Here is a 19592-nt window from a genome sequence, read left to right on the forward strand (position 1 = left end):
ACAATTGCTTACCATTAGTTATGTTACATTTTTCATTAGTTATTCATACCGCTCAATCATTAAGTTCTTTCAGAAAAATGAATGATCTTTTTAGAACTAAAAATTTATACTGATCCATATATTAAGGACAATCTGGCTTTAATATCGTTCGCATAAATTCTTCTTTAAAAGCCGGATAGTTAAAACCAACCGCAATTTTTTGAATAGGCCTATTATCAAACGTTGTCGGCTCAGCTATTTTTCTAAAGTCTGCCACACTTTGTCCTCTTGTTACATCATTTGTCGTACTAATCCAAACTGCAGATTTTTTATATTCGAAAATATCATCATTTATAAAAGAAATGAATGGAAGTAAATCATGAATCGGACTTCCAGCAATACCCGGGTATTCTTTTTTATAAAAGTTCTCATAATAAAAATCAATCATCGGTTTAATCAATTTCGCTTGCCCTGTTCCTTCTTTATTAATAATATCCACCATTTCAGGAGTAATTAGTGCTTCTTGCGTTACATTTAGCGGATAAATAGTCGCATTCTTTGCATACTTCATTACAATATTTGCGGCAATTGGATCTCCGTAAAAATTTGCTTCTGATACAGGAGTAACGTTACCAGGAAATAAAAAAGCACCGCCCATAATATAATACGCACATACTTTATCCATTACATTTGGATATAATAAAAATAACGTTGCCAAAGTTGTTAATCGTCCTGTCGCTACGATAATAATATCTTCTGGACAAGGCTCAATTAATTTAATTAATTCACAAAAATTTTCCCGTTTACAAATCCTCGTATCAGGTGGAATAATTGGACCTAAACCGTGACCCCCATGAATTTCAGGAAAAAACAAAGGTTCTTCAGCTGTCATCGGTCTTGCTGCACCCTCAATGATTTTTACTTCTGTAGCATAGTATCTTTCTAAAAAATACACATTTTCCGTTACAATATCTCGCGATACATTCCCATATTCAGCAACAATACCTATAATATCTAATTGACATGTTTTATTTGCATAAATTAACGCCACAGCATCGTCAATACCAAAGTCTCCAAAAAAGATGATTTTCTTATTAACTATCCTCACCCCTCTTCAGCATAATCTACTATTATTATTATGTGAAAAAGACAAGGCTGTGAAACGATGCAAACTAAAAAAGCCGCCTATTTATTGGCGACTTCAATCTTTTTATAAGATAAATATGCTAATACATTTTTACTTGAATTGTATTTCGGATTATTTCCTTTTCTCGGTTCTCTCATATGAGTTTTTTCAAATCCAGGAATGTCCGGCATTTTCTCCATAAATTCAAGCATTTCTTCTTCAGTTCCTTCAATACGTACGCGAATCATTATTACTTTTCCTCAATTCTCATTTTCTCTGTACTAAGTATAACGTACTTTGAAAAGACTGCAAGAAATTTATCTTTTTAATGTCGCACTTTTTTTACATACAAACAGTGCCATTTCAGTATAAAATGAATCTATTTTATTATTTTCAAATTGAATATGAAAGAATTCTTGCATTTCAACTGGTGTTTTCATCATACATTCTGTTAACTTCATACGTTTCTGCGAAGGTACATTCATCATATCGCACCACCAGTCAAAATCAAATTTCTTGTCAAAAGTTAGACATGACTGCATTTGCAAACCGTTCTTTTCTAACAAGGCAATCCATTCTGTTTTTTTCAACGCACGTTCATGACTCGGGTCCCGCTTTTTTTCTATAAAATTATAAAATGTATCGTATTCATTATTTTCCGGTGAAACATTATCTATTAAAATAAACAATCCATTATGTTCTAACGTACGATTTACTTCATAAATAAACTGAGCTGGATTCGTAAAATGATGTGCTGCAATTCGGCATGTTATCGTATCAAAAGAACGATCAGCAAACGGTAAACTTTCTGCGTTTCCAGCGATAAAAGATACATTTTCATGTCCATTGCTTACAATGAATTTTTTCGCATTCTCTAACATTTTTTCTGTTAAGTCTAAAGCAACTACTTCTTGAAACAATGGGGCTAATACATTCGCAACATGCCCACCGCCTGTAGCAATATCAAGAAGACGATTATTATGACGAGACTCTACCTGTTGAACTACATATTGTAAATCTGGTCCTTTAGCATGAATTTTACTTTTCACATACTTTTCCGCATTATTACCAAACTGTTGTTTTACAAGCTCTTCTTTACTCATTTTATCATCTTCTTTCTATTGTTATTTACACGATTCAGATAACTAATAAGTTCTATTTCATATTTTCAATTCCTCTTTTGGATAGATTATATGCTGCTTTGAAAAAATAAAAAAAACCGTAAGAATATATCTCACAGTTTTTTAGCTTTCTATATAGTTTCTTTTTCCCTTTCTTCATTTCCTGAAGGTAGGCTACCAATAGCATCCGCCGTTACTTCAACTACAAATTCACAAATACCTGCTACTACTTCTCCAATTACTTCATCCACCTTTTTCCCCCTTATTTTATGTAACTTATTTGTAGTATAGAAGAGAGTAATTGTTTTTAACTATCGGAAAACGTGACAACAACATTACATTTTTGTAAGCTTTTTCAATTTATTTAGCTTCTATTTCCAAATATGATTGACTAGCATATAGGCCATCATAAAATTCGATAAGTAACAATGCTCATTGATCAGACGTGTAACATTAATTAAAGGTCTATCGTTCTATTCTTTTCAATTTCATTTCTAAATGTCTGAAGAAAAAGAAAGTGTTTCCGAGAAGATTTATAATTACTTACAGCATAATGTTTTTGAACTACGTATAGAGGAATACTCTTCTTAATTTACTAATAATAAAATAGGTCAATATTGATATTTTGCTTTATATATTTATATATTTCTAATTCTGACTTCGTTACTTTCCTTCTATTTAATCCGAATTCATTCACATTAATCCATAACCAACCTTCAAACAACTCTTTTCTTAATTGATTAGTTAGAATAATCCCTGATTTAATAGCCTTGTCTTCATGTAATAACACATATTCCATTTCATTTACTACTAAACATAGGCTTTCCCCCACTAATTCATTTTTACGAAGAAGAAATGTATAAACTTCACCTTGGACTGGAGTTTTAATTATAAACACATTAGATGGATTTACCTCATATAAATGGATTTCTATTATACTCACCTCCGTTCACTATTTATAATTATAACATTCAAATATAAAGATTTATTTTAAAGATATGTAAAATACATATTATTTGATTAGGATAAACTATTGGAGACCACAATAATTACATTACAGTTTTGTAAAACTTTATAATTTATTTAGCTTCTCTTCTTCTATCCTTTGAAACTTCAAGTATGATTCACAAGCATATAGGCCATCATAACATTAGGTAAATACCAATTATGCGAGAGGAGGCGTGTAAAATATACTACGTAAAACTAATTAAAGGTCAATCATTCTATGCTTTTGATCATCGCTTCTTAATGTCTGAAGAAGAAGAGGTTTCCGAGAAAGTTTATAATTACTTACGTCGTAACGAATTTTTCGAAGCACGTAAAGAAGAATTTTCGGCCTAAAGTATAAAAAGCATCCAGAAAAATATCATTTACTCGGGATATTTTCTTGATGCTTTTATTTTATTTATCCTCACTTTCAATGAATATCTAATCAGAAGTTTTTTACATTTTGATTTACTTATTTTTCATGTATTAACACATTGAATTTTTGACAAATCAAAAAGATTGAAATCCACTCATGAAACACGTAATATAGACTCTGACTCTAAAAAAGTTCGTTAATAATAATACATAAAATACGGAGGTTTTATATACGAGTTTTTCATTTTAAAAGACGGAGAGGTTTTACATTATGTGGCGTAATAAAAATGTTTGGATTGTTTTAATTGGGGAGTTTATTGCTGGTCTAGGCTTATGGCTTGGTATTCTTGGTAACCTTGAATTTATGCAAAAATATGTCCCTTCTGATTTCATGAAATCCGTTATATTATTTATCGGATTATTAGCAGGAGTTCTAGTCGGTCCTATGGCTGGTCGCATTATTGACCAGTATGAAAAGAAAAAAGTTCTTCTATACGCTGGGTTCGGCCGCGTTATTAGTGTTATTTTTATGTTTTTCGCTATCCAATTTGAAAGCATTGCCTTTATGATTGCATTTATGGTTGCTCTTCAAATTTCAGCAGCATTTTACTTCCCTGCATTACAATCTGTAATTCCACTTATCGTACGTGAGCATGAGTTATTACAGATGAACGGTGTACATATGAATGTAGGTACAATCGCTCGTATTGCAGGTACTTCACTAGGTGGAATTCTTTTAGTTATAATGAGTTTACAGTATATGTATGCCTTCTCAATGGCAGCGTACGCTTTATTATTCCTCTCAACTTTCTTCCTACAATTCGAAGATAAGAAATCAACAACACCAAGTAAACAAGCTACAAAAGATAATAGCTTTATGGAAGTATTTCGTATATTAAAAGGAATTCCTATTGCTTTTACAGCACTTATATTAAGTATTATCCCTCTATTATTTATAGCTGGATTTAATTTAATGGTAATTAACATTAGTGAAATGCAACATGATCCAACGATTAAAGGCTTTATATATACCATTGAAGGTATCGCATTTATGTTAGGGGCCTTCGTTATTAAACGTTTATCTGACCATTACAAACCTGAAAAATCACTATATTTCTTCGCTGTTTGTACCGCTTTTGCACACTTATCATTGTTCTTTAGCGATATAAAATGGATGTCTCTTACATCATTTGGTTTGTTTGGTTTTAGTGTCGGTTGCTTCTTCCCTATTATGTCGACAATCTTCCAAACGAAAGTGGAAAAAAGCTATCACGGCCGTCTCTTCTCATTCCGTAATATGTTTGAGAGAGTTATGTTCCAAATTGTCTTACTTGGTACAGGTTTCTTCTTAGATACGATTGGACTGCAATATATGGTTCTTATCTTCGGAGTTATTTCATTATTAATTATTTTCATATCGCTATCTAAACAGAAACAATATGAAAAACAACCTTCCCAATCTGCGAATTTATAACATAATTAAAGAAGCATGGATCATTAGATTAATCCATGCTTCTTTGTTATATAAAATCTTATTTATTACGCTTATTAAAATTATTTAAAGGAGTACCCCATTTTGCTTTCGAATATAATATATAAATATGGTATATAGGAGGTGCAAAATGGCTGATGGCATCCAGTTATTTATTATCCTTTTTGTTATATTCGTTATGTTTAGCATCATAAACTTTTTAGCAATTTCCCTATCCCAACATAACTTTAAAAGAAGAATTGTGGCAGGCTTCCTATTTTTACTGCTAACGCCTATTATTTTTTTGACAACCACGACACTCACTTCTTTATTCAATAACGCTGGTTTTGGATCAATTAACCTAACCTCTTCTATTGTAAATATGTATATTTTAAACGGCATTGTCATTCTTCTTTCCGCTTCATTTATCTTCAAAAAACAAAATGTAAAATAGCGTACTAGGCATGAATCTTATGTAATACAGATTCATGCCTTTTTATTTTAAAAACCTTACCTTTCCCATTTTTTATATGAAATTAAATAATTCTTTATAAAAATTTAAACTTTATTTATTATACTAGTCCTATCGTATTCGCACGTTTATTGAAAATGAAAAGAAAGGAGTACAAAATGAAAAAGATTTTATTAATTATTCCCACATTCATCGTTCTACTTAGCGGATGTAGCAATAATGATATATACGGTTCTTGGGAAGTCGTTGACAACAAAAATGGGCTTTGCCCTGCCTCTTATAAATTTGAAACAATTGTAAAAGAAGAAAAGAAAGAAAAAATTGTTCAAAACTTAGTGGAAATGCAAACAACGAAGCAAAAAGAAGATTTATACAAAGGTTCCTTTGTAAAGGATTCTAATGTGTATCACATTGATTATGGTAACTCCTTTACATCGGATCAAACTTTACAAATTGTCGATGGCAAATTAAACGTATACTTTTATGCAGTTGAAAAATTATGTACATATAAAAAGAAATGATTACACTTCATATAAGACGCAGAAAATATTTTCTGCGTTATTTTGTGTTTCTCCTTGTTTTCCTCCCTCTAAATTTGTCAATCATTTTAATTTTCATAAAAAAATGATAAAATGTAAATATGTGTTTTCAGAATAATTAAATACGCAGAAAGAAAACACTGTTTTTAGGAGGGGTTTTGATGACTTACACGTTAGCAACTAGAATGAAAGCATTCCAATCTTCTATATTTAGTGAATTAGGGGCTTATAAAAAAGAAAAAATTGTAGCAGGTCACAAAATGATTGATTTAAGTATTGGGAATCCTGATATGCCACCTGCTGACTTCGTAAGAGAAGAAATGGTACATACAGCAAGTGAAAAAGAAAGCTACGGATACACATTAAGTGGTATTCAAGAATTTCACGAAGCTGTAACTGAATATTACAACAACACTCATAACGTTACATTACATGCCGATAAAGAAGTTTTATTATTAATGGGTTCACAAGACGGACTCGTTCACTTACCTATGGTTTATGCGAATCCGGGAGATATTATATTAGTTCCTGATCCTGGATATACAGCTTATGAAACTGGAATTCAAATGGCTGGTGCAACCTCGTATTACATGCCTTTAAAGAAAGAAAATGAATTCTTACCTAACTTAGCAGCTATCCCCGAAGATATTGCTAATCAAGCGAAGATGATGATTTTAAACTTCCCAGGAAATCCAGTTCCAGCAATGGCTCATGAAGATTTCTTTAAAGAGGTAATCGCATTCGCGAAAAAGCATAATATTATTGTTGTCCATGATTTTGCTTATGCTGAATTTTATTTTGATGGTAATAAACCAATCAGCTTCCTCTCTGTACCTGGGGCTAAAGAAGTTGGAGTAGAAATTAACTCTTTGTCAAAAAGTTATAGTTTGGCAGGTAGCCGTATTGGATATATGATTGGAAACGAAGAAATTGTTCGTGCGCTTACTCAGTTTAAATCTAATACTGATTATGGTGTGTTTTTACCAATTCAAAAAGCGGCATCAGCTGCACTAAGAAATGGTGCTTCGTTTTGCGAGAAAAATCGCGGTATTTATCAAGAACGTAGAGACACTTTAGTTGATGGATTCCGCACATTTGGCTGGAATGTCGATAAGCCAGCTGGTAGTATGTTCGTCTGGGCCGAAATTCCGAAAGACTGGACTTCTATAGATTTCGCTTATGCGTTAATGGATCGTGCGAATGTCGTTGTTACACCAGGTCATGCATTTGGACCTCACGGAGAAGGTTTTGTACGTATTGCACTCGTTCAAGATAAAGAAGTGTTACAACAAGTTGTTGAAAACATTAGAAATAGTGGCATTTTTTCTCTTGAAAAAGTAAATGAATTAGTTAAAAATTAATGGTAACTCCCCTGCTTAACTGTAGCAGGGGTATTATTCATTGGAGGTACTTTCATATGCATATTAAAGACACACTTCCCCATCGTTTTCCATTTTTAATGATTGATAAAGTAACCAATGTAAAACATGGTGAGTCCGTTACGGGATATAAACTCATTACAAATAATGAGTGGTTTATAAATGATAGTCAAGACCATATGCCTCATATGTTAATTGTAGAAGCACTTGCTCAGCTTAGTGCATTTGTACATCCAAATGACTCTGAAAGTTTAGGCTTCCTTTCCTCATTAGATGGGGTTGAATTCCACGGAAAAGCATATCCCGGTGATAAACTTGATTTACATTATGAGCTAACTCGCAATCGCCGAGGTTTTATTCTCGGTACAGGTACTGCAACTGTTAACAATCAGCCGATTGTAACGATAGAAAAGCTATTAATATATCAAGCAGAATAGAGACTATGTAATTCTACGGGAATCTATCTCCTACAAATTCGTTTCACCAACATGAACAGCGTAAATAAATTACTTGGTTAGGAGCAGGAAAATGGAAAGTACTATCGGTATTGATGCTGGAGGAACATTAACGAAAATTGCTTATTTGAACGAAAGAAAGCAATTGGTTTTCGAAAAATTTTATTCAAATGAACTAGATAAAATAATAGATTGGCTTAAGAAAAATACTCGTATAAAACAAATATGTATTACAGGTGGTAAAGCAAAACAATTACAGCAACTACTTTCACACTCATATAAAATAGTAGAACTAAACGAATTTGAAGCTACTCTTGTAGGTGTACGATACATATTAAAAGAAGAGAGATATGATATAAACAACTTTATTTTAACTAATATCGGTACAGGTACTTCCATTCATTACGTTTATAATGACAAATATATTCGAGCTGGTGGAACTGGTGTTGGCGGTGGTACTATTATGGGGCTTTCAAGATTGTTAACAAATATAGATCATTTTGAAGATGTGATTCCTTTAACAAAAGTTGGCTATAGAAAAGAACTAGATATTACGGTTGGAGATATTTATGGTGGTATTCTCTCTCCTATTGATAATAGCTTAACTGCTAGCAATTTCGGAAAAGCTACCAAAACAGATTCAAATTTTAGTAGTGCTGATATACTAGCAACTGTGCAAGGACTTGTCGGTGAAGTCGTTACTGCATTAAGCCTTCAATTCGCCGAAACAAAAAACATTGACCATATTATTTATATTGGTTCCACTCTATGTAATAACGTACACCTTCAAAATATTATTAGTAGCTACACAAAATATCAAAATAAAACACCAATCTTTTTACAAGATGGTGGTAATAGCGGTGCGATTGGTGCTTTACTTCATGTTACGAATAAAAAAAGCTGACACTTGTCAGCTTTTTTGCAACAGTACTTCAAATTCAATAATTGATTCCCCGTTCTCTCCAATTCGCTCTACACTAATTCTATCAACTACACATTGTAACTTTTCAGGGAAACTATGAATTTTCTTAGCTACTTCAGCAGCTAGCTCAGCACTTTCTTTTCTCCCGACTGTTACATGCGGTATGTACGGAATATCTTCTTTCAAAAATTGTAATAAAGCGCCTGTATACAGCAAATCATGTAATTCTTATATTTGTTTTTGCCCCTTTTCAATTCGTAAAAATAAATATTCCCCTTCATTCGTAATTTGATTCGCAAATTCAATTTCTATCTCTTGTATCCCTTTTGATAATTTTAGAATATGTAATTTCAGCTCATCATTTGAAATCGAGCTTTCAAATGGGAATACAATTGTAATATGCGGTGGGATTAAGCCGAATAAAGGATCATGTTGTTTCCTAATGTCCTCTATTTCATTAATAGACATGTCGTTTAGAAAAAGTAAAATTGTACGCATTTTTATATCCCCTACTTTATCTTTTTTACATTCATAATATTGTATGGTAGCTTGCACTTCAACAAATGATTTCAATTACATATAAAAAGAAAAAACTTCTCAAAAGAAAAGTTTTTTCTTATAAAGCATGATTATTATTTCCCCGCCAAACTTTCCTAAATTTTATATAACAAGCAATCCTCCAAGGGATAATATACGAGACAGCAACAACATAAAATAATAAACCTATTGTTTGCTGATCTAAGTCAACAATATATTGTCTTGAACAGTATCTCAAAACGACAAGTGCAATAAAAGTAATTAAAAAAGTTGCACTTTTTTTCGTATAAATATTCCCATCAGCTCTTCGTTCATAATTTGTTAAAACTATAAGTGGTACGGCGAGAAAAATTCCAATCGATACTGCTATAACTACTTGTAATATAGCTGGATGTATGGGACCAAAAAACCATAAAACACTCGGTGTTAAAAATACTAATGGCCACAAAATACGTAGCCCAGTTCCCTTTATAGGTTTATACATAGATCGATAACGACGCCAGAATATTAGTAGTGCAATGCATAAGAAAACTGTAATGAGTGAAGATGTGTCTCCCATTTGCTATCCTTCTCTCTATAGTAATCTAATACTATTTCAAATCGTTTTTTCGAATGATACTTTACGAATAAATATACTACTAGTTATGATATAAAGAACAGTTAATCCAATTGAAATAACAGTAAAATACGGTATATCTACTAAAGATCCATCACTCGTAAATAATAAACCGGTTACCCCCGCTTCCCCATAAAGCACACTATTTGTTGATAAGAAAAGGGATCCACCAATCATAAGACCAATCCATTGAAATCGTTGTTTAAAAACTACTACCACTTGGAAAAAACATGCTGTTGTAACATAAAATAAAAATTGCAAAATAAATTGTTGTACCGATTGCTCCCCAAAATTAACATTTACTACGTTATATTTTAAATCTTGTAAAAGTGTAACTTGAAGAAATGAAAATAATGCAGATTGAAGTACAATATAAAAAATTGCTCCGATAAAATATTGTATTCTCGTTACACCGAATGAAACAGCTAAACGAAATAGATCATCTTGTATGAGGAAAACACTCCCTACTATAAATAACATAATTGCTATTGAAGGGTTATTGATAATTTCGGGTAAATAACCCATGTTCGCTCCATTTAAATGAGCAGCATTTAACGTCCCGTTTATTAATAAAGCTACAATCCAAAATATTATAATTGCTTTATAATGAAAATTTATATGTAACTTCAACTGCTTCATTAACATCGTCATTTCACTTCACCACCAGTTATATAAATAAATAGTTTTTGTAATGTAATTCTATCAATTACTAAACCCTCCTTTTCAAGAGAGTAATAATCTTCATTAGAAAGCTCTTCCCATATAATAGCAATCCCCTTATTTCCATAAACTTCTCGATTTATTACTTTCTTATTGATTGAAAACTCATCCACTTTATCTTTTTTCCCTGAAATAATATGACCCTGTTGTAATAAATCTTCCACTGATGATTGAACAACTAGCCTTCCTTCTTTTATGATGATTACATCTTCAATCACATGGGTTACTTCTTCTACTAAATGTGTTGATAATATAATTGTTCGTGGATACTCACCGTAATCTTCTAGTAGTAAACTATAAAATAACTCTCGATGTGCTGCATCCAAACCGGTAGTCGGTTCATCAAAAATTGTTATAGGTGCCCTACTTGCTAACCCTTGAATAATGCCGACGACTGTTTGCATGCCGTGTGATAGTTTATTGTATTTCACTGTCATATTAAGCTGAAATTTATCAGCGAGTTCTTCAGCATACTTTCCATCCCAGTTTTTATAAAACATGCTGCACATCTTAAAAATTTCTTTTACTTTATAACTTAAATGTGCTTCTTCTTTCACTCTAACAAAACAAATATTTTGCATCGCTTTACTATTTTCAAAAACATGTTCATCAAATATTGATACGCTTCCACTACTTGAAGTAATTTGGCCTGCAAGTAAATTTAATAGTGTCGTTTTTCCTGCTCCATTTCTACCGAGCAAACCATATATTTTATTCTCTTCCAAAGAAATCGTTACTTCGTTAACTGCTACTTTCTTTTTATATTTTTTCGTTACACCTTTTGTTTCAAGTGCAATCATCCCTATTTCCCCTCCTTCGTAATTTTTTGAATCATATCCATCAATTCGTCTTTTGATATTTCTAATACTTTTGCTTCCTCCCACACTTTAGGTAAATATTCGGTCATAAAAGTATTTTGTCTTTTTTTAAGTACGACTTCTTTCGCTCCCTTTGCAACAAACATCCCGATCCCTCTCTTTTTATATAAAATCCCTTCATCCACTAATACGTTTACCCCTTTAGCTGCAGTAGCTGGATTTATTTGTAACATCTTCGCAAATTGATTTGTTGATGGAACTTGTTCTTCTTCAAGTAATATGTCTTTTAAAATATCAGATTCGATCGTTTCTGCAATTTGTAAGTATATTAATTTATTTTGCTCCAGAGTAGGTTTCACAATTTCACCACCTTAGGTTCATAGGTTCATTACTTATGTAATTAACCATACCACATAAAAATATTTATTTCCATAAATTTCTTTTATAAAAAAAGAGAGTCATTCGTTTAAGAATGACTCTCTTTCTAAAAGTTCGAAGTTTCAACTCTTGTTCTCAAATTCTTTTCATTTATACCATTTTGGCAAAAATTAAATTGTTGTCCCATTATAGACTTTGTACGATCTACTACTTGCCCTAAATGATAACTTGTATGCTCCACTAAATGTAATAAACTATGAAGATCAATATGTCTTTTTTCTTCCCATGCTTGTATATATGCTGTTCCCCATTCATCAAATACTTCTACAACGTACTGTAGCAAAACTTCAGTACGTTGTAGTTTTACTGGAAAATACTCCTCGATTCCCTTTTCAAAAACTATATTGGGATTTTTATAACGACTAGCATTTCTCTGTATATGTTCACAAATATGCAGTACGATTCCACCAATTGAATTAACAGAATCCCCTTGTTTCCACAAATCTTCTTCACTAAAGAGGCTAATTGTCTGTAATAACTTAGATAAATAATGATCTTGCATTCTATGATAAGTAATTTTGTATACTAACTCCACCTTTTCTCCTCCTATCATTTCAACTACTGCACTGGATATTTAACAAATAATGATTTCCGAAACTCTTTATCATTCATAAGCATTGTAATTTTTTCGTTATTATCGTTAAGGAATTTTATTACTTTCTTTTTATCCCATATATCATCTTCTTTTGGAAAATCATTAAATTTTTCATACAAGATTGATAGTATTTCTTCTCTTTTTATAGTGAATTTTTTATTTTCTACTTGAAACTCGTAACTTTTCGCATTTGGTACTAAAATCGATAGATAAATTACGTTAAAGAGAAAATTCTTCTCCATCGTGTACTTACTATCAAACCAATACGTCGCAACCATGTCTGCTGACAGAGTTCCATTTCCATTTGCACCATAGTTCACCTTTATGCTTTCATTCTCCAAACTAATACTTTGAAATGTTTCACCACCGGGTAAATGATTAACAATTGCAATCATATCTGAGTTATTACCAACGTATGTCCCAGCATATTTCTTAAAGTCACCAGGTTCAACATCAGATATTTCTCTTATTCTTTCTCCGTTAGAACAAGCAGAAATAATTAAAAAAATTGTTAGCATAACAATTATATTACGATGCATATATTTCATTTAGCATCCCCCATTTTTATCGATATTTCGTTCATTACAATACTTCTTCTCAAAACCCTTTAAAATATACGCATTTTAATCAAAATTAAAAATTTTCAATTTTCCTGTTTACAATTATCCATTAATTGTATATACTTACTAACGTAAGAAAAATATTCTAAAAGGAGGTCGAACAAAATGATGAAATTACAATTACATGCTTTAACTTTAGCGTTAACTGCACCTGTGTTTTCTGGACAATTAAATATAAATTCGACCACCCTAATGGAGAATTGAAAATCGCACTTTATTTCTATTAATTCATAAATTCGCCACAGGAGGTCGTATACTTTCCTGTGGCTTTTTGACGCCCAGCCATAGGAGAACTATATCTTCCTGTGGCTTTTTTATGCGATTTTTTAGCCTCTTATATTATTTTTTAAAGAAAGGAGCAACATTCGATGACTATTAGCGTATTGTTTTTAAGTATTACGATTCAAAGAAATACAATTTCCAAAGATGAAATTTTTCATAACGAGCAAATTGAAAAAGCTATGAATGATGTTAAGGAGCGCCAAGCGCTTTATTGTGATCACCTGTAATTCCTTTTCGAAAGGAGGAATTCATTTATGACTTTTCATATTTTCTTTTTTACAACTGTACTTCAGAAAAATACTTTATCTGAAGATGAAATCATTCGTAAACAACAATTAAAACAACTGACTGATAAAATGACTGACATTAAAAGTTCATACTATACGCATATATATTAAAAATATATTTTAAAGGAGCAATACCTTCATGAAATTTAAAGCATTCTTTTTAATAATCACCATTCAAAAACGTAAGCTTTCTCAAAGTGAGATTTTGCGTGAGCAACACATTCAAACTATTATGGACGAAGTGAAAGAGCATCAAGCTTCTTATTACAGCCGTCTTTTCTAAATAACTTTTAAAGGAGCAATATCCTAATGAAATTTAAAGCATTCTTTTTAACAATCACCATTAAAAAACGTAAGCCTTCACAGAATGAGATTTTACGTGAGCAACACATTCAAACTATTATGGACGAAGTGAAAGAGCACCAAGCTTTTTATTACAGCCGTCTTTTCTAAATAATTAATAAAGGGGCAAAAACTAATGAAATTTAAAGTATTCTTTTTGACAATTACGATTCAAAAAACTAAGTTCTCGGACAGTGAGAAATTGCATGATCATCAAATTAATAAAGCTATGGAAGAAGTAAAAGAACGTCAAAGTCATTACTGTAGCCATCTATAATTCCTTTCGAAAGGAGGAATGTATTATGAAGTTTCATCTATTCTTTTTAACAATTACAATCCAGAAAAAAACTATTCTGATGCGGAATTAAAACAAGAACAACAATATAAACAGGTTATAGACGAAATTCGAGATCGTAGAAGCAAATACTACTCTCACCTATAAATCTTTAAAATATAAAAATTGAAAGGAGTCGATTATGATGTTGATAGCACGTTCTAAAGAAATGATTTGGATAGTTCAGAGGGATTCCACATAGTTTTATAGACATAATATTACACAAGTATATCGTTATATTTGATGTGTAATAAATATATAATAAAATTACACCCGTACACTTTTAAATATTGAGTAATAAACAAAAGATACACCACTTAAAAAGCGGTGTATCTTTCTCAACTTATACTATTTTCGATTACTTCGTTTCGTCTTAAACAATCTCACTAAGTTCGATACAACTGTTTTTGTTACTGCATAAACTGGTACTGCCAAAATCATTCCGATAATTCCCGCAAAGTTACCTACCCCTAAAATTAAAATAATAATTGTTAACGGATGGATATTTAATTTTGAACTCATAATACGCGGTGAAATAATATTACTTTCAAACTGTTGTACAATTGTTACGATAATAATTACGTACAACGCTTGCATCGGAGATACGAACAGACCTACAATAACAGCTGGTGCTGCACCGATAAATGGACCTAAGTTAGGAATGATATTTGTAAATGCTGCTATAATTCCTAAAACGAAAGCGTACGGTAAATCGATAATTAAATAACCGATAAAAGTAAACGCACCTACAAATATACAAACGAGCGCTTGCCCTTGAATATATGCAGATAATGTTTCATTCGTTTCCTTAATAATGCGAAGCCCCTCTTCACGGTAAGACTCTGGTAATAGACTTACTGCTTTACCTGGAAAGGCATGTCCATCTTTAAACATATAAAATAAAATGAATGGTACTGTGAAGATCACTAATGCGACGTTCGTGATAATACCAAATAAAGCCGTTGCACTCGACGTAATAGTGTTTGGTATCTCCTTTAAGTATTCAATCGCATTTTTTTCAATTGTTTCAATGGAAACATAATTTTGTGTAGATAACCATTCAAATAGTCTGTGGTGGGATAAATCTTGTATGTATAGTTTTCCCTCTTTAATATAACCTGGCATATTTTTTACTAAATCCATTAGCTGTTGTGAGATTGTTGGAACAACTACCCCAACTCCAACCGCAGTTAATGTTATGATAAAAAGATATAACAGTAAAATCGCTAAACCTCTAGGTACTTTTTTGTTCTCCAAAAAGACTAACAATGGGTTAAATATGAAGTATAAAAATAATGCGATTAAGATTGGGAAAAACAACGTTGATACGAAGATACCAATCGGTTGAAATAGAAACGATATTTTTGTGCAAATAAATATGATTCCTACAACCATTAGCACTTCTAATGTCCAAAAGTGCACTTTCGATTTCAAAAAAACTTCCTCCTTTAAACTAGCACTTCTCTTCATTGTACCAAAATAAGCAAGAATTTCACATAATATTTTCCTTTACAATATTCCAAAATGCCAATAAATACACTACAATGAGATTACATACAAATTTGTAGGTAAAGGTGATAAAAATGACACAATGCATCATTTGCAGAAAAGATACGAAAGAACTTAGTGAACAATATGTCATCCCCGAAATATTATGTGGATATTATTTCACAAACTCAATTTGTGATACTTGTCATGAACAAATGATAACAAATATCGATCGTCCCTTAATTCGGCATAAATTAAGTCAATTTAAGATTGAGCAGATGAAAAAACAAATTGATTCCCCGCTCTATACGAATGAACATGGTGAGGAACTTGCGGCTGCTGAGACAGATGTTGTTGAAGTAAGTGATGAAATACTTTATTCCAATGCATTAATTATGAAACTATGTAAAAAGCACGATATTTCACTACATAATGAAATTTGGAAAGAAGAACGTGTAACGAAAGTAGCTAGCTCTATTCAACGTGAATTACTTTTAGATAACCGTAAATACAAAATGAGTGTATTAAAAATGGCTTATACTTTCGCTGTACAAGCTGTTGATGGCTATTTTGAAGATCCAGATGCGATTGATATTTCTAACATTCTAGCAAACGCCGATTTCATGGAATTAAAAGAAAAGAATATTGTTCGCGATTTAAGCAAAAGTTCTTTATGGAATACATTAAATACAAATAGTGAAAACCATTACTTTATTTTATTAAGCGATAAAGATGGCCTGTTCTGTTTCATTCGTCTATTTGATATCTTTGATGTTGTCGTTCATTTATCAGAAAAGAGGTATGAACTTCCATCACCAATTGTCGGCGTAAATAATGTAAGTAAGCAGGAATTTTATGTCCAAACTTTAAAACAGTATATGGATGGGCTATTTAAAGAAAAAACCCCTTCTATTTAATCGAAATCAGAACATACGGTCTCCTTTCTTGATGAAAAGACACTGTGTTATAATAAGTATGAAAAGAACAATACAATCACATAAACTAATTATTAATTGTATATAAATAAAAAAGACTAGTGTGCGGCTACACACTAGTCCACGTAACTTAGCAGATTGGATTGTTCATTTATCCTATTTGTTTCTTACAAACAAAACAACCCACATTCTATTGGCATAGGTGGGTTGTTATTTTTTGAGCTTGTCTATTAAAACAACGACGAACGTTAACAATGCAACGAGAAACAGTCCACCCTGCAGTAGCAACGCTATTTCACTCATGTATTATCACCCCCCTCCTATTCGGAGAAGTGATAATTGAACAACCAACCGTACCTTAAGTTACTTTTTAATTTTACCATATTTTCTAATAGTTTACGATGAAAACCCGCAAGTGAAATACTTGCGAGTTTTTTTATCCCGTATTAACAGGCAGTAAACAAAATGAAGCAAAACATAGGTGAAACTGCCTGTTAATGCCTGATTGGTTCAACTAATAATCCTTTGGGACAATTCACCCAAAGGATTAAAGTTTCACTTTATTTCTCACTATTTTTTTAATGCATACGCATCAGCTATCATTTCACCAACAATTTTATTTTCTTGTTTCTTATCTTCTTTCAATAAAGGAAATAACAGTTCTGCCACTTCATATGCTTCTTCTAAATGAGGATATCCTGATAAAACAAACGTATCAATTCCTAACGCTTCATATTCTTTTATTCTATCTGCTACTGTATGCGGATCTCCTACAAGCGCAGTACCTGCACCACCTCTTACAAGCCCAATACCTGCCCACAAGTTAGGACTTATCTCTAACGACTCTCTCGTACCTTTATTTAAATGTGTCATCCGTTTTTGACCGACTGAATCGTATCTTGCAAATGTTTTTTGAGCGAGCTCAATTGTTTCATTATCTACATATTGAATTAACCTTTCAGCCTCTTCCCATGCTTCTTCTTCTGTCTCTCTTACAATTACGTGTAGTCTAATACCAAATCGTACGTTACGCCCCTTCTCTTCCGCAAGTTTTTTTACTTCATCTATTTTCTCTTTTACTTGCTCTGGTGGCTCTCCCCACGTTAAATACACATCACTATGCTCCGCTGCAACTCCTTTACCTGCAGCGGAAGATCCGCCAAAATAAATTGGTGGATACGGCGTTTGAACCGGAGGAAATACAACTTTACTATCCGTAACTTTAATATGTTTTCCTTCTAAAGAAATACTTTCACCTTGCAAGGTCGATTTCCAAACTTTTAAAAATTCATCCGCTGCTTCATACCTTTCATCATGTTCAAGATATAATCCATCTCCTTGCAATTCAACAGGATCCCCTCCAGCTACTACATTAATAAGTAACCTTCCTTCTGAAATTCTATCAAATGTCGATGCCATCCTCGCTGCTACTGTTGGTGACATTAGTCCTGGTCTAACTGCTACTAAAAATTTTAATTTCTCTGTCTCAGCTGCAAGTGCCGATGCCAATACCCATGGATCTTCACATCCTTGACCAGTTGGGAGTAACACACCAGTATATCCTAAATAATCAGCTGCCTGTGCGACTTGTTTATAATAACCATATTCAGCTGCTCTTCCTCGTTTTGTTGTTCCTAAATATCGACCATCTCCATAAGCCGGAATAAACCATAACAATTCCATAACTTTATACACCCCTTTTTATTGTAAAACGTATACTAAAATGCTCTATATAAATTACCTCTAATAATTTACCCCGCATTAATGGGCAGTAAGATCCCCACCTCAAAATTCAGCGAAATCAAAGAAATTAGGTGGGGGATCAACTGCCCGTTAATGCCCGATTGGTTCAACTAATAATCAGTGTGGGATGCCCCCACTGATTAAAGTTTCATTTTATATGTTAATTCCCTGTCTCACCTTTAAAATTATCTCGCCACCTTAAAAACTTCACTTCAAGTAAACGTACGAGTGAATCAGAAAACTTCCCAACGAATGCAAAGATAATAATACCGACAAATACAATATCTGTATTTGAAAATTGCCTTGCGTCCATAATCATATAGCCAATACCTTCTGTAGATCCCATCAGTTCTGCTACTACTAAACTTACCCATGCAACTCCTAAAGATAATCTTGCTCCAAGTAATAGGTTCGGCAATGCGGCAGGTAAAATCAATTTCGTAATTAATTTTCTTTTACTAAACTCTAACACTCTCGCAACATCAAAAAGCTTTGAATCTACACCCCGTATCCCTAAAAACGCATTTACATATAAAGGGAAAAATGCACCGTCCGCAATTAATAATACTTTCGATGTTTCTCCAAAACCGAACCATAATACGAAAAGCGGTGCAACTGCTAAATGAGGTACAGTTCTTAACATCTGTACAGACGGATCTAAATATTGCTCACTTCTCGTTGAAAATCCAACAATCGTTCCTAAAATAATTCCTAAACTCCCGCCGATAAAGAAGCCAGCCGCAGCCCTGAATACACTAATACTTAAATGGCCGAATAACTCTCCTGTTTTTATAAGCTCTTGAAAAGCTAGAAATATATCCAATGGCGTTGGTAATACTGTTTTAGAAACTAGATTGAATACGCCCGCTAACTGCCAAATAATTAATACGATAATCGGTATCGTAATCGCTCTTACTATCACTTTCACATTCGTCTTTCGCACTTTCTTTACATTGTTTTTGCCAATCGTTATACTCGCTCTTTTCATAACAGCTTTCGTATTCTCCAATT

27 protein-coding genes and 2 pseudogenes are annotated in these 19592 nt (G+C 32.5%); 14 read left to right on the forward strand and 15 right to left on the reverse strand.

Features of this window, described 5'->3' with window-relative positions:
* Positions 1-121: 121 nt before the first annotated feature.
* The 4 genes from F8162_RS02405 to F8162_RS02420 form a co-directional block, all read right to left on the reverse strand.
* The gene (locus F8162_RS02405; RefSeq protein WP_151635219.1) at positions 122-1087 is read right to left on the reverse strand and encodes a nucleoside hydrolase; all 966 of its coding nucleotides are present in this window, start codon (positions 1085-1087) and stop codon (positions 122-124) included.
* A 77-nt stretch (positions 1088-1164) separates the two neighbouring features.
* Entirely contained in the window at positions 1165-1353 is a 189-nt protein-coding gene (locus F8162_RS02410) for a DUF3970 family protein (RefSeq protein ID WP_151301009.1), read from the reverse strand.
* Positions 1354-1422: 69 nt separating this feature from the next.
* Positions 1423-2208, reverse strand: a complete 786-nt coding sequence (locus tag F8162_RS02415; protein ID WP_151635217.1) for a class I SAM-dependent methyltransferase — start codon at positions 2206-2208, stop codon at positions 1423-1425.
* 613 nt (positions 2209-2821) lie between these two features.
* Positions 2822-3124 carry a hypothetical protein gene (locus F8162_RS02420; protein ID WP_225990135.1) on the reverse strand — a complete coding sequence of 101 codons (303 nt, stop codon included), beginning with the start codon at positions 3122-3124 and terminating at the stop codon, positions 2822-2824.
* Between the two features lie 290 nt (positions 3125-3414).
* On the opposite strand from F8162_RS02420, the gene F8162_RS02425 reads away from it, so the two are divergent.
* The 7 genes from F8162_RS02425 to coaW all read left to right on the forward strand — a co-directional run bounded on the left by F8162_RS02425 (position 3415) and on the right by coaW (position 8808).
* Positions 3415-3567 (forward strand): YqbF domain-containing protein, encoded by a 153-nt coding sequence (locus F8162_RS02425; protein ID WP_151635407.1) that lies wholly within the window; start codon positions 3415-3417, stop codon positions 3565-3567.
* A 292-nt stretch (positions 3568-3859) separates the two neighbouring features.
* Positions 3860-5062, forward strand: a complete 1203-nt coding sequence (locus F8162_RS02430) for an MFS transporter (RefSeq protein ID WP_151635213.1) — start codon at positions 3860-3862, stop codon at positions 5060-5062.
* 148 nt (positions 5063-5210) lie between these two features.
* The gene (locus tag F8162_RS02435; protein WP_151635211.1) at positions 5211-5513 is read left to right on the forward strand and encodes a hypothetical protein; all 303 of its coding nucleotides are present in this window, start codon (positions 5211-5213) and stop codon (positions 5511-5513) included.
* Between the two features lie 176 nt (positions 5514-5689).
* Positions 5690-6052: a hypothetical protein gene (locus tag F8162_RS02440; RefSeq protein ID WP_151635209.1), complete on the forward strand. Its 363-nt coding sequence runs from the start codon at positions 5690-5692 to the stop codon at positions 6050-6052.
* A gap of 179 nt (positions 6053-6231) precedes the next feature.
* Positions 6232-7431 carry an LL-diaminopimelate aminotransferase gene (locus F8162_RS02445; protein ID WP_151635207.1) on the forward strand — a complete coding sequence of 400 codons (1200 nt, stop codon included), beginning with the start codon at positions 6232-6234 and terminating at the stop codon, positions 7429-7431.
* A 56-nt stretch (positions 7432-7487) separates the two neighbouring features.
* On the forward strand, positions 7488-7886 hold the full coding sequence (locus F8162_RS02450) for a 3-hydroxyacyl-ACP dehydratase FabZ family protein (RefSeq protein WP_151635205.1): 399 nt from the start codon (positions 7488-7490) through the stop codon (positions 7884-7886).
* Positions 7887-7977: 91 nt separating this feature from the next.
* Positions 7978-8808, forward strand: coding sequence for a type II pantothenate kinase (gene coaW, locus F8162_RS02455; protein WP_151635203.1), 831 nt, complete (start codon positions 7978-7980; stop codon positions 8806-8808).
* 6 nt (positions 8809-8814) lie between these two features.
* Here coaW and F8162_RS28975 read toward each other — a convergent pair.
* The 7 genes and pseudogenes from F8162_RS28975 to F8162_RS02490 all read right to left on the reverse strand — a co-directional run bounded on the left by F8162_RS28975 (position 8815) and on the right by F8162_RS02490 (position 13098).
* Positions 8815-9324, reverse strand: a pseudogene (locus F8162_RS28975) (2'-5' RNA ligase family protein).
* 118 nt (positions 9325-9442) lie between these two features.
* Positions 9443-9922, reverse strand: a complete 480-nt coding sequence (locus tag F8162_RS02465) for a CcdC family protein (RefSeq protein ID WP_151635201.1) — start codon at positions 9920-9922, stop codon at positions 9443-9445.
* Positions 9923-9958: 36 nt separating this feature from the next.
* Positions 9959-10630, reverse strand: a complete 672-nt coding sequence (locus F8162_RS02470) for a DUF4052 family protein (protein ID WP_151635199.1) — start codon at positions 10628-10630, stop codon at positions 9959-9961.
* Positions 10627-11499 carry an ATP-binding cassette domain-containing protein gene (locus F8162_RS02475; protein ID WP_151635197.1) on the reverse strand — a complete coding sequence of 291 codons (873 nt, stop codon included), beginning with the start codon at positions 11497-11499 and terminating at the stop codon, positions 10627-10629. The genes F8162_RS02470 and F8162_RS02475 overlap by 4 nt, the downstream gene beginning before the upstream one ends.
* Positions 11500-11501: 2 nt before the next feature.
* Positions 11502-11876: a GntR family transcriptional regulator gene (locus tag F8162_RS02480; protein WP_000805192.1), complete on the reverse strand. Its 375-nt coding sequence runs from the start codon at positions 11874-11876 to the stop codon at positions 11502-11504.
* A gap of 125 nt (positions 11877-12001) precedes the next feature.
* Entirely contained in the window at positions 12002-12490 is a 489-nt protein-coding gene (locus F8162_RS02485) for a DinB family protein (RefSeq protein WP_151635195.1), read from the reverse strand.
* Between the two features lie 23 nt (positions 12491-12513).
* Complete coding sequence (locus tag F8162_RS02490) at positions 12514-13098, reverse strand: DUF4825 domain-containing protein (RefSeq protein ID WP_151635193.1); 585 nt, start codon at positions 13096-13098, stop codon at positions 12514-12516.
* A 440-nt stretch (positions 13099-13538) separates the two neighbouring features.
* Between F8162_RS02490 and F8162_RS02495 the strand changes: the two genes are divergently transcribed.
* The 6 genes and pseudogenes from F8162_RS02495 to F8162_RS02520 all read left to right on the forward strand — a co-directional run bounded on the left by F8162_RS02495 (position 13539) and on the right by F8162_RS02520 (position 14523).
* The gene (locus F8162_RS02495; RefSeq protein WP_000156189.1) at positions 13539-13679 is read left to right on the forward strand and encodes a YrzI family small protein; all 141 of its coding nucleotides are present in this window, start codon (positions 13539-13541) and stop codon (positions 13677-13679) included.
* A 27-nt stretch (positions 13680-13706) separates the two neighbouring features.
* Entirely contained in the window at positions 13707-13850 is a 144-nt protein-coding gene (locus F8162_RS02500) for a YrzI family small protein (protein WP_151635191.1), read from the forward strand.
* Positions 13851-13878: 28 nt separating this feature from the next.
* Positions 13879-14022 (forward strand): YrzI family small protein, encoded by a 144-nt coding sequence (locus F8162_RS02505; protein WP_151635189.1) that lies wholly within the window; start codon positions 13879-13881, stop codon positions 14020-14022.
* Between the two features lie 26 nt (positions 14023-14048).
* Positions 14049-14192: a YrzI family small protein gene (locus F8162_RS02510; protein WP_151635187.1), complete on the forward strand. Its 144-nt coding sequence runs from the start codon at positions 14049-14051 to the stop codon at positions 14190-14192.
* A gap of 25 nt (positions 14193-14217) precedes the next feature.
* Positions 14218-14358: a YrzI family small protein gene (locus F8162_RS02515; RefSeq protein ID WP_151635185.1), complete on the forward strand. Its 141-nt coding sequence runs from the start codon at positions 14218-14220 to the stop codon at positions 14356-14358.
* A 25-nt stretch (positions 14359-14383) separates the two neighbouring features.
* Positions 14384-14523, forward strand: a pseudogene (locus tag F8162_RS02520) (YrzI family small protein).
* 240 nt (positions 14524-14763) lie between these two features.
* Here the strand turns inward: F8162_RS02520 and F8162_RS02525 are convergent.
* Positions 14764-15849: an AI-2E family transporter gene (locus F8162_RS02525; RefSeq protein ID WP_151635183.1), complete on the reverse strand. Its 1086-nt coding sequence runs from the start codon at positions 15847-15849 to the stop codon at positions 14764-14766.
* A gap of 149 nt (positions 15850-15998) precedes the next feature.
* On the opposite strand from F8162_RS02525, the gene F8162_RS02530 reads away from it, so the two are divergent.
* Positions 15999-16820 (forward strand): HNH endonuclease, encoded by an 822-nt coding sequence (locus F8162_RS02530; protein WP_151635181.1) that lies wholly within the window; start codon positions 15999-16001, stop codon positions 16818-16820.
* A gap of 228 nt (positions 16821-17048) precedes the next feature.
* Here the strand turns inward: F8162_RS02530 and F8162_RS28980 are convergent, their stop codons facing one another.
* From F8162_RS28980 to F8162_RS02540, 3 genes are all read right to left on the reverse strand, one after another.
* Complete coding sequence (locus F8162_RS28980) at positions 17049-17141, reverse strand: putative holin-like toxin (protein WP_001289320.1); 93 nt, start codon at positions 17139-17141, stop codon at positions 17049-17051.
* 267 nt (positions 17142-17408) lie between these two features.
* Complete coding sequence (gene ssuD, locus F8162_RS02535) at positions 17409-18521, reverse strand: FMNH2-dependent alkanesulfonate monooxygenase (RefSeq protein WP_151635179.1); 1113 nt, start codon at positions 18519-18521, stop codon at positions 17409-17411.
* 220 nt (positions 18522-18741) lie between these two features.
* Positions 18742-19590, reverse strand: coding sequence for an ABC transporter permease (locus F8162_RS02540; RefSeq protein WP_151635177.1), 849 nt, complete (start codon positions 19588-19590; stop codon positions 18742-18744).
* Positions 19591-19592: the final 2 nt, after the last annotated feature.

This window comes from Bacillus sp. CH140a_4T (genome assembly GCF_008923725.1).
Classification (GTDB): domain Bacteria; phylum Bacillota; class Bacilli; order Bacillales; family Bacillaceae_G; genus Bacillus_A.